A 7,084-nucleotide genomic window follows, 5' to 3' on the forward strand; every position below is an offset into this window, starting at 1 on the left:
CTATCCAACGGAATACTGGTCAGCACCACACTGTTGAAACGGATGGACTGCGGGATGACATGGATGGGATTGACGCCATCGGTAAATTCCACCTGACACCAGCCGCTCTGGTAATCGATATAACCCAGCATCTCCGGACTGCTGATCAAGCCGTTGTTGTCCGCCTGGGTACTGATGGTGGCACCGGTATCGGCACGCAGGGCACTGATTTGCAAACTGGCGCTGCGGATCGGTGCGCCGGGGGTGCGAAAGGCGACCCTGTCGGTCTGATAACCCGCCGCCGTTGTGGCAGAGGCCACCAGATTGACTGCAGGACTGGCACCATCCGGCCATTGGCTGAGGGTCACCTGTGCACCGGTGTAATCAATGCTGCCGACGATGGTGCCCGCATTGGTGGCGGTGGAGAGATTCCGGATAATGGTGCCATCCCGGTCCTGATAGAACGCCCCGCCAAATTCAAACATCACGGAGCCCGGCACCAAAGGTTCTGACGTATTGGGCAATAGACGGATAACCAAATCCGGCACGGTGACACTTTCGGTTTCGGGCAGATGAGACAGAGCGTTCTCTTGGGCCACCACTGACATAGTATTGCCTTGGTAAGTTTCCGTCAGTGTGGTGGTGTCGCCCTCGATGCGCTGTCGGGTATAGACCTTGCCAGCGACCTCGAAATCATAGGCGTTGATCTTGTAGGTTTGATAGCTGTAGTTCTGTTCGGCCTCAATGGAGAACTCGCCGGTGGCATAGTTGATGGAACCAGCCCGGCCATTCCAGCCCCCGGAACTGTCATCGGATNCGTCAGTTTTACACTGCCCGGCAGCAGAGGCGCATCGGGAATAGTGCCGGTTGCAGTGCCGCTTCCGTCCACCTCAACCGTAACCGGGCTGGTGATCTGGTTGCCCTGCTCATAGCTGACCGTGATGGCAGTACCGGCATCAGGCAAAATATCCGGTACAAACGCCAGTTCTCCCGACGCATAAATCAGGCTGCCGGAACCATCACCGGTCAGAATCGCCGCGCCGTTGTCGGTTAGCGTTTTGCTTTGGCCACCGCTGATATAAGTCACGGTAACGCTGCCCGGTTTAATCCCTGGATGTGCAGTGGTGTGACGAACCTCCGGCTGTTGTGCAACCGCTGAGCCCGTATGGATGGTTAGCTCATCGGGAAACGGCAAGGAGTAACTGACCACCAATGCCGTGTCCACATCTGGCATGGCCTCAAGGGTTACGGCTACGGAGCCGGTAGCGAAATCAAGGGTGCCGCTGCCATTACCGGTCAGCAGTCCATTACCAGGATCGCGCAGCTCATACCATTTCCCCAGCGCCATGTAGCTCAGCACAAAGCTGCCGGGACGGGGCTTTTCTTCCGGAAACGCAAAGGTGTAGGTAAAGCCCCGGTTCTGTAGTTCAATCTGAACGACTTCAGAGACACTGATGCCGGTTGCTGCAGTGCCCGGTTGCCAGTTTGCACTGGCATTACCGGTAAAGTAACTGCTGGTTCGATAGGCGTCGATTTGCCCGGTTTCATAGTCGATGGTGATGCGCTCAAAGGGATCGAAGCCTGAGACATGGTTGAACTCACCGGCACCATTGTCTTCATACGTACCACCGTCGATGGCCAGTACCAGACTTTCTCTCACCACGCCGGCTCCCAGATAGGAGCGGGACTGGTTACCCTGAATATGCCCAAACACCAGCGTCGTATTCAAAGTGCCATTGCGCGTTGGCAGAATCTGGCGACTGCCGCTGTAACCGGGCTCATCAATCACCGCTGTTTCACTGGTGGCGCTGGGAACCAAGTGAGCATAGATACTGTTAACCTTGATTTTGGTGCTGCTGGCGGTGGCTGTTTCGTTAAGATGGGAGGCACCATAGTATTTAGCGGCATCCGCGACCTGAGTACTTTGCAGGCGGGTGAGTTTGGTGCTGTCCCTTCGCTCCGTACCGGTTGGGGTGGCTGTCCCGCCGGGAAAGGTCTGCTCCAACGGTGAGCTGATACCCAGCGTTAAGCGACGACGGATAAAATCCACATAGGTGTCATTACGGCTGATAGTGAAGGTTTCAGTGCTGGCCGACACATCCGTGATGCGGATGTACTGCTCCTGTCCGGTATTCTCATCGAGCAGACGATAGACTTCGCCAATCTCCGGCAAGCGGTCTTCAGTCCGTTGTATGGCCTGGATACTGCGCTGACCAACCAGCTGATCTCCCAACAACTCCCAGGAGGCATCCACTGCCGGTACCACATAGGACTCAATCCGGTTGCGGGCCTCGGTACGCTCATCGGTCTGGCTGTCCGTATTGAACAGCAGCACATCGACTTTGGCATCCTGCGGCGGCTCGGTAATGATCAGGTGTGCGCCAAGGTAAGGATCGGTATTGTCGGTGCTGACACCGGCATACACCTTCCGCAAAGAGACATCGCCAAGGGTGCGATCAATACGGGAGATATCACGGAACAGGTTATTGATATCGCCATCAATCACTTCATTGCCAGTGGCACGACCACCGCCGTCTGTTTCATCAGTGAGTCGTTGTGAAGCGTAAAGTTTCACATCGTCCGGAAGAATCGCCATCCATGGGTCTCCGTTAATGATCAGGGTGCGACAGTCAGCAGCCTGATGGTGAGCGAGTAGAGGTAATCGTTATCGGGGTAGGCATAGGGCAGCACTTGTTGTGCCCCGACAGCAGCACCATTACTACGATCGAAGATCACCTGAAAGCTGCGATCATCAGCAAGAGTAAGCGTCATGACTTTTCCGGCTTCCGCTTCCAGTGCTTTGAGTGATTCGATCGTGGCGCGAGTGACCCAGGCTGACTGTTCCCCGGATAACTCAATTTCACGCCCATAGCGTTTTGCCTGCTCCTGCACCAGCAAAGCACCGGTCAGGGTGCGCTCGGTATCCTGTTCAACCGGTTGCCATTGATATTCGTTTACCCACAACAGGTCATCGGGCAGTGTTACGGTATCCAGTTGCATCAGATGGCTCTCATGCCGGCCCTTTCCAGCGCCTTGAGCAGCTTCTGTTCATCGTTACCCATCACGCCGATATCCACAGCACCGCCGGGGTACTCCAGCCGGATAGTACGATCCGGTGTTACGGATTGATTGGCTGGTGCTTTTGTTGCCGGTAGTGCTGTGGGTGGTGTCAGTTTGGCCTGTGATTCGTTTACGGGTGTTTTCAGTGTTTCCCGCTCACGATCTCGAGCACTCTGCTGGCGTTGTTCCTCGTTAATCTGACGACGTTTTTCGTTGTACACCTGCCGGTTCAGCCGCAGGGACTTTTCCAGGTTATTAATAGACTCGGCATCACCTTTTTCACGGGCTTCTTCCAGCTGGGTTTTCAGTTCCCGGTTCTGTTTTTCAAAGTTCCGTTTTTCCACCGCCTCAGTATCACCGCGCAACCGGTCGAGTTCACTTTGCAGGCTTTCCAGCGTATTACGGGTGCTGTTGTTCAAGGCATCCATCTGCGTTTTGGCTTGAGCCAGAGCGTTGTTGAGTGTGGATAAATCTGCCTCATTAAGCAGGTTCAAGCTGCTACCCATAGTCGACGCCTGCCGGGTAAAAGCCTGTGCGGTGAGCTCGCCGTTCTGCCAGGCCTGCATCAGTTCTTCAAAGGTGATTTTCTGTTCAAGAAATTGAGCCTTGGTGGCCTCTGCCGCGATAGCTGTATTCTTGAACCACTCGCTGATACCGGAGGCTTCCAGGTGTCCCATGGACTGCCTGAGGTCTTCTGCCTTCTTTCGGGCTTTGCCCAATTGCTCCTTGAGTTTTTCTATTTCATTGCCCGTGTCGCGAATACTGTCACTGCTGTTACCAGCATTGATGGCTTGAAAGGCTTTCTCTGCCGACGGACTCATGGCATGGAGTTCTTGGGTAATGCCGTTGATATGGTTAGCCATGACACCGGTGATCGACTGAGCGTTACCGGCGCTCTGTCTGATACCGGAATATGCCTCACCACCGTCGCTTTTAATCGACTGAAAACCGGAGGCAGTGTCTTTGGCAGCTTCTTTCAGCTCCTTGAGTTTCCGTTTCAGCTTTTCTGCTGCACTCTGGTAATCCTCTGCCGACAGTTTCTGCTCAGTGTAAGAACGGGCGAGGACGACACCAATGTCGGCCAGTTCGGCGCTGGTGTCCGAGGCGTCGATGGCATCCATGGCGGATTGAATATCGGCATAGAGTTTGGACGAGCTGGCGGCAGTTTCGGTATTGGATTGTTGAATGTCGTCGTTGGCCTGAGTGAGCGTGGTTTTAACGTTATCCACAGCCCGGGCAACCTTCGGAACGTCCACAGTCACGGCATCAGCAAATCCGGCGAGAGCATCTTTCATATCCCCGGCATCCTGCCGGACGGATTCGGCCAGTGTATTAAACCGATCCTCCAGCCCATCGGCCATCAGCTCCGCTTTTTTCTGCAGGTCTTCGTTGCCGAAAGCACCGGCAATATCAGACACCAGACCACTGACCTTGGCACCGAGCAGATTCAGCGATTCCTGTAGTCCGTTAACCGCTGAGGTAATGCTGTTAAAGATCAACTTGACCGAGTTGCCGAGCAGTGTGAATGCCTGAATCGTTGGGCCGGTGGCGTCTACAATGCCCTGCAAGCCAGACTTGGTTTTAGCGACCAGCTCATCCAGCGTCAGGTCGGCAAAGAAAGCCTTCACTGATTCAGCTATTCCGATAAAGGTATCGGAAATAGACTGGGCGATTTGCTTCAGTTTGCCGTTCTTGTCGAGCGTCTCGAGCGACTGGTTGAGCTGACGCAGGTTGTCCTTGATGTAATCCAGCCACCCGGATTCTGCCACGAGATTGGCAAACTCAGACCAGCGGTCTTTCAGGTTGGAGACATAACCGGAGAGCAGGCTCATGGCATCGGCGGCGGCACCCCGGGAACTTTGCCCCATTGCATCAATCAGCCCACGGATAACGTCACGCCCCAGCTTGCCCTGAGCGCTTAGGGCTCGAAGTTCGGTAACGTTTTTACCGGTGGCTTGCGATAGCAGATCCCAGACCGGGACACCGTTTTCGATCAGGGTTTTGATCTCTTCATACTGGAGTTTCTGGTTACCCCAGGCCTGCCCCAGTTGCAGGGTGATGCGCTGCAGTTTTTCCTGTGAACCACCCAGCTTGGCGTTCATATCCACCAGGCTTTGCATAGTGCCGTCGGTGGGATCAAAGCCGAAGTTACGCAACAGAACAAAGGCGTTGGTGACGTCCTGTAATTGCAGCGGGGTGTTTTGGGTAAACTCACGAATCCAAGCGAAGGCTTTTTCACCTTCCTCTACGCTGCCCATGACGGCCTTAAGTTGAACAGCGGTACGTTCAAACTGATCACCGGTAGACAGTACGCCTGTCATGGCTCTTTTCAGAGCATAGAAACCGGTGCCGGCCAGCAGCAGATTTCGGAAAGAACGCGCAAGGCGGGAAAACTGACTTTCGGTGTTACGGCTTTCATCCCCCATACCGCGCAGCTGGCGGGTAACCTTCGCCAGCGTCCCTTTGGCGAGATCTTTGGCGCGAATGATGATGTTCATTACGCCTTGGGTCACTCTGGCCATTCCGTTGGCTCCTGAACTATGCCTTGGTTTATGTTTTTGAAAGACGGTAAAGATGGACTCAGGGTAAAAGTATTGCGAAAGCTGCTACATTCTTGATCGTGGTTTGTTCACTTATTGTGTTTGAAAAATATGTGTATCTGCCGCTCTTCTTGTGTTTGGAACGTTTCTCTGCAATGTTCGCAACTGTATGAACTAACAGGTACTTGAACAGGGGTTTGTGGAGCATCCAGTAAACTTCTAAGCATGGGATTATCTTGTTTCTTTGCTTTATCAGCCGATTTATCAACCCCAATGCTACCAACTAATCTTTGCAATGCTTCCAGAGGCGGTGGATTTTCAGCGTGGGGAGGCTGATCAACGGATGAATGTGTTGTTGACCTTGCAGATAAAGGGATTGAAGCAGCTAAATCCTGTATTCCCAATCCAACTGAAGTCGTGCCGGAAGATTGAGGCACCTGAGCCCTCAAGCCGTCTAGAAACCCTATGTCATAGCCGGTAATGAAAGCCCCATCTAGCTCCTCCTCTGTAAAAGGGAGTGTAACCCTGTCTAATTGTTTAGGCGCTCTGATTAATACCTGTCTTGAATCGAGCCATGGTCGACAAACCTCTATAATTTGGATTTGATGATGATCGAGTTGTGCCCAAGCGGAAGGTGCAGAAACCACAATTGTTGAATTAGCTGAGTTCATCGCCACTACCATGTTTTCATGAATACCATATTCTAATGGAGACAGACATACAGACAGACAGACAGACAGCAGGTTCCCGTGTTGTTGATCTGGATGACACCCTTGTCAGTCATTACCGCTTTGCTTCATGCCTCAAACCGCCTGCACCACCTTCATAAACCGGCTGATGCCTGCGCCGGTGATGGTGTTATCTGACAGCACCTCAAACTCCATGGATGCCTCTGCAAACTCATCGCCTATGAATGGCAGGCTCTGCACAGGCGAGAACTTGATGCGGTGCAGGGTGATGGCCACCGCTTTGCCGGATTGTGCTTCGTTGAGGCCGTCGAAGAACAGGGTGAACTCCTGTCCAGCTTCCACCAGCGCCTGCAGGATTTCCTGCGGGGCCTTGTCGTAGGTGGCATGAACACCATTATTGCTGATAGTGCCAGAGCCGATCACCGTGATGCCGTTGGGGGTGATGTCGTAATCCACACCTTCTGCCAGCGCCGTGCTGTTGACTGCATCGGTAACGGTGATAGTGGTGGTATCCGGCACAAAGGCAAACGGCAGCAATTCACCATCAGCGCCGGTGGCGGCGATCAGTTCATCGGTGACGGTGTTGCCACCGGCTTCGGTGGTTACTGCACCGCGCAGACCAAGGGCCAGATTGTCAGCGGTAATATCCAGTACGGTCAGCGAGCCTGTCACATTGTCGATACGCGATACCACGTTGGTATTTCCGCCCCCGGGGCTGGTGTAGTCCTTCTGTTCCTTTTTCTCCTCTTCAAAGGAGATTTCCAGCGCCGAGCAGTTACCCACAGGTATCAGTCCGGTGCTGCCGCCGCGACGCTT

5 protein-coding genes are annotated in these 7,084 nt (G+C 53.8%); all 5 read right to left on the bottom strand.

Going from position 1 to position 7,084, the window contains the following annotated elements; genetic code table 11:
* Positions 1 to 587 (bottom strand): hypothetical protein (locus tag ABD892_RS01780; RefSeq protein WP_345193195.1); only part of this gene is annotated, 587 nt, incomplete at its 3' end.
* A 2,008-nt stretch (positions 588 to 2,595) separates the two neighbouring features.
* Complete coding sequence (locus tag ABD892_RS01785) at positions 2,596 to 2,979, bottom strand: hypothetical protein (protein ID WP_345193196.1); 384 nt, start codon at positions 2,977 to 2,979, stop codon at positions 2,596 to 2,598.
* Positions 2,979 to 5,561 (bottom strand): tape measure protein, encoded by a 2,583-nt coding sequence (locus ABD892_RS01790; protein WP_345193197.1) that lies wholly within the window; start codon positions 5,559 to 5,561, stop codon positions 2,979 to 2,981. Before ABD892_RS01790 ends, ABD892_RS01785 begins: the two co-directional genes overlap by 1 nt.
* A gap of 107 nt (positions 5,562 to 5,668) precedes the next feature.
* The gene (locus ABD892_RS01795; protein ID WP_345193199.1) at positions 5,669 to 6,262 is read right to left on the bottom strand and encodes a hypothetical protein; all 594 of its coding nucleotides are present in this window, start codon (positions 6,260 to 6,262) and stop codon (positions 5,669 to 5,671) included.
* Positions 6,263 to 6,382: 120 nt separating this feature from the next.
* A partial coding sequence (locus tag ABD892_RS01800; RefSeq protein ID WP_345193202.1) for a phage tail tube protein occupies positions 6,383 to 7,084 on the bottom strand: 702 nt, incomplete at its 5' end.

This window comes from Kistimonas scapharcae (assembly GCF_039540975.1).
GTDB lineage: Bacteria > Pseudomonadota > Gammaproteobacteria > Pseudomonadales > Endozoicomonadaceae > Kistimonas > Kistimonas scapharcae.

Bases quoted from the DNA above. Each gene is read 5' to 3' on its own strand.
- ABD892_RS01785 (WP_345193196.1), bottom strand. From the start codon at position 2,979: ATGCAACTGGATACCGTAACACTGCCCGATGACCTGTTGTGGGTAAAC.
- ABD892_RS01790 (WP_345193197.1), bottom strand. From the start codon at position 5,561: ATGGCCAGAGTGACCCAAGGCGTAATGAACATCATCATTCGCGCCAAA.
- ABD892_RS01795 (WP_345193199.1), bottom strand. From the start codon at position 6,262: ATGGTAGTGGCGATGAACTCAGCTAATTCAACAATTGTGGTTTCTGCA.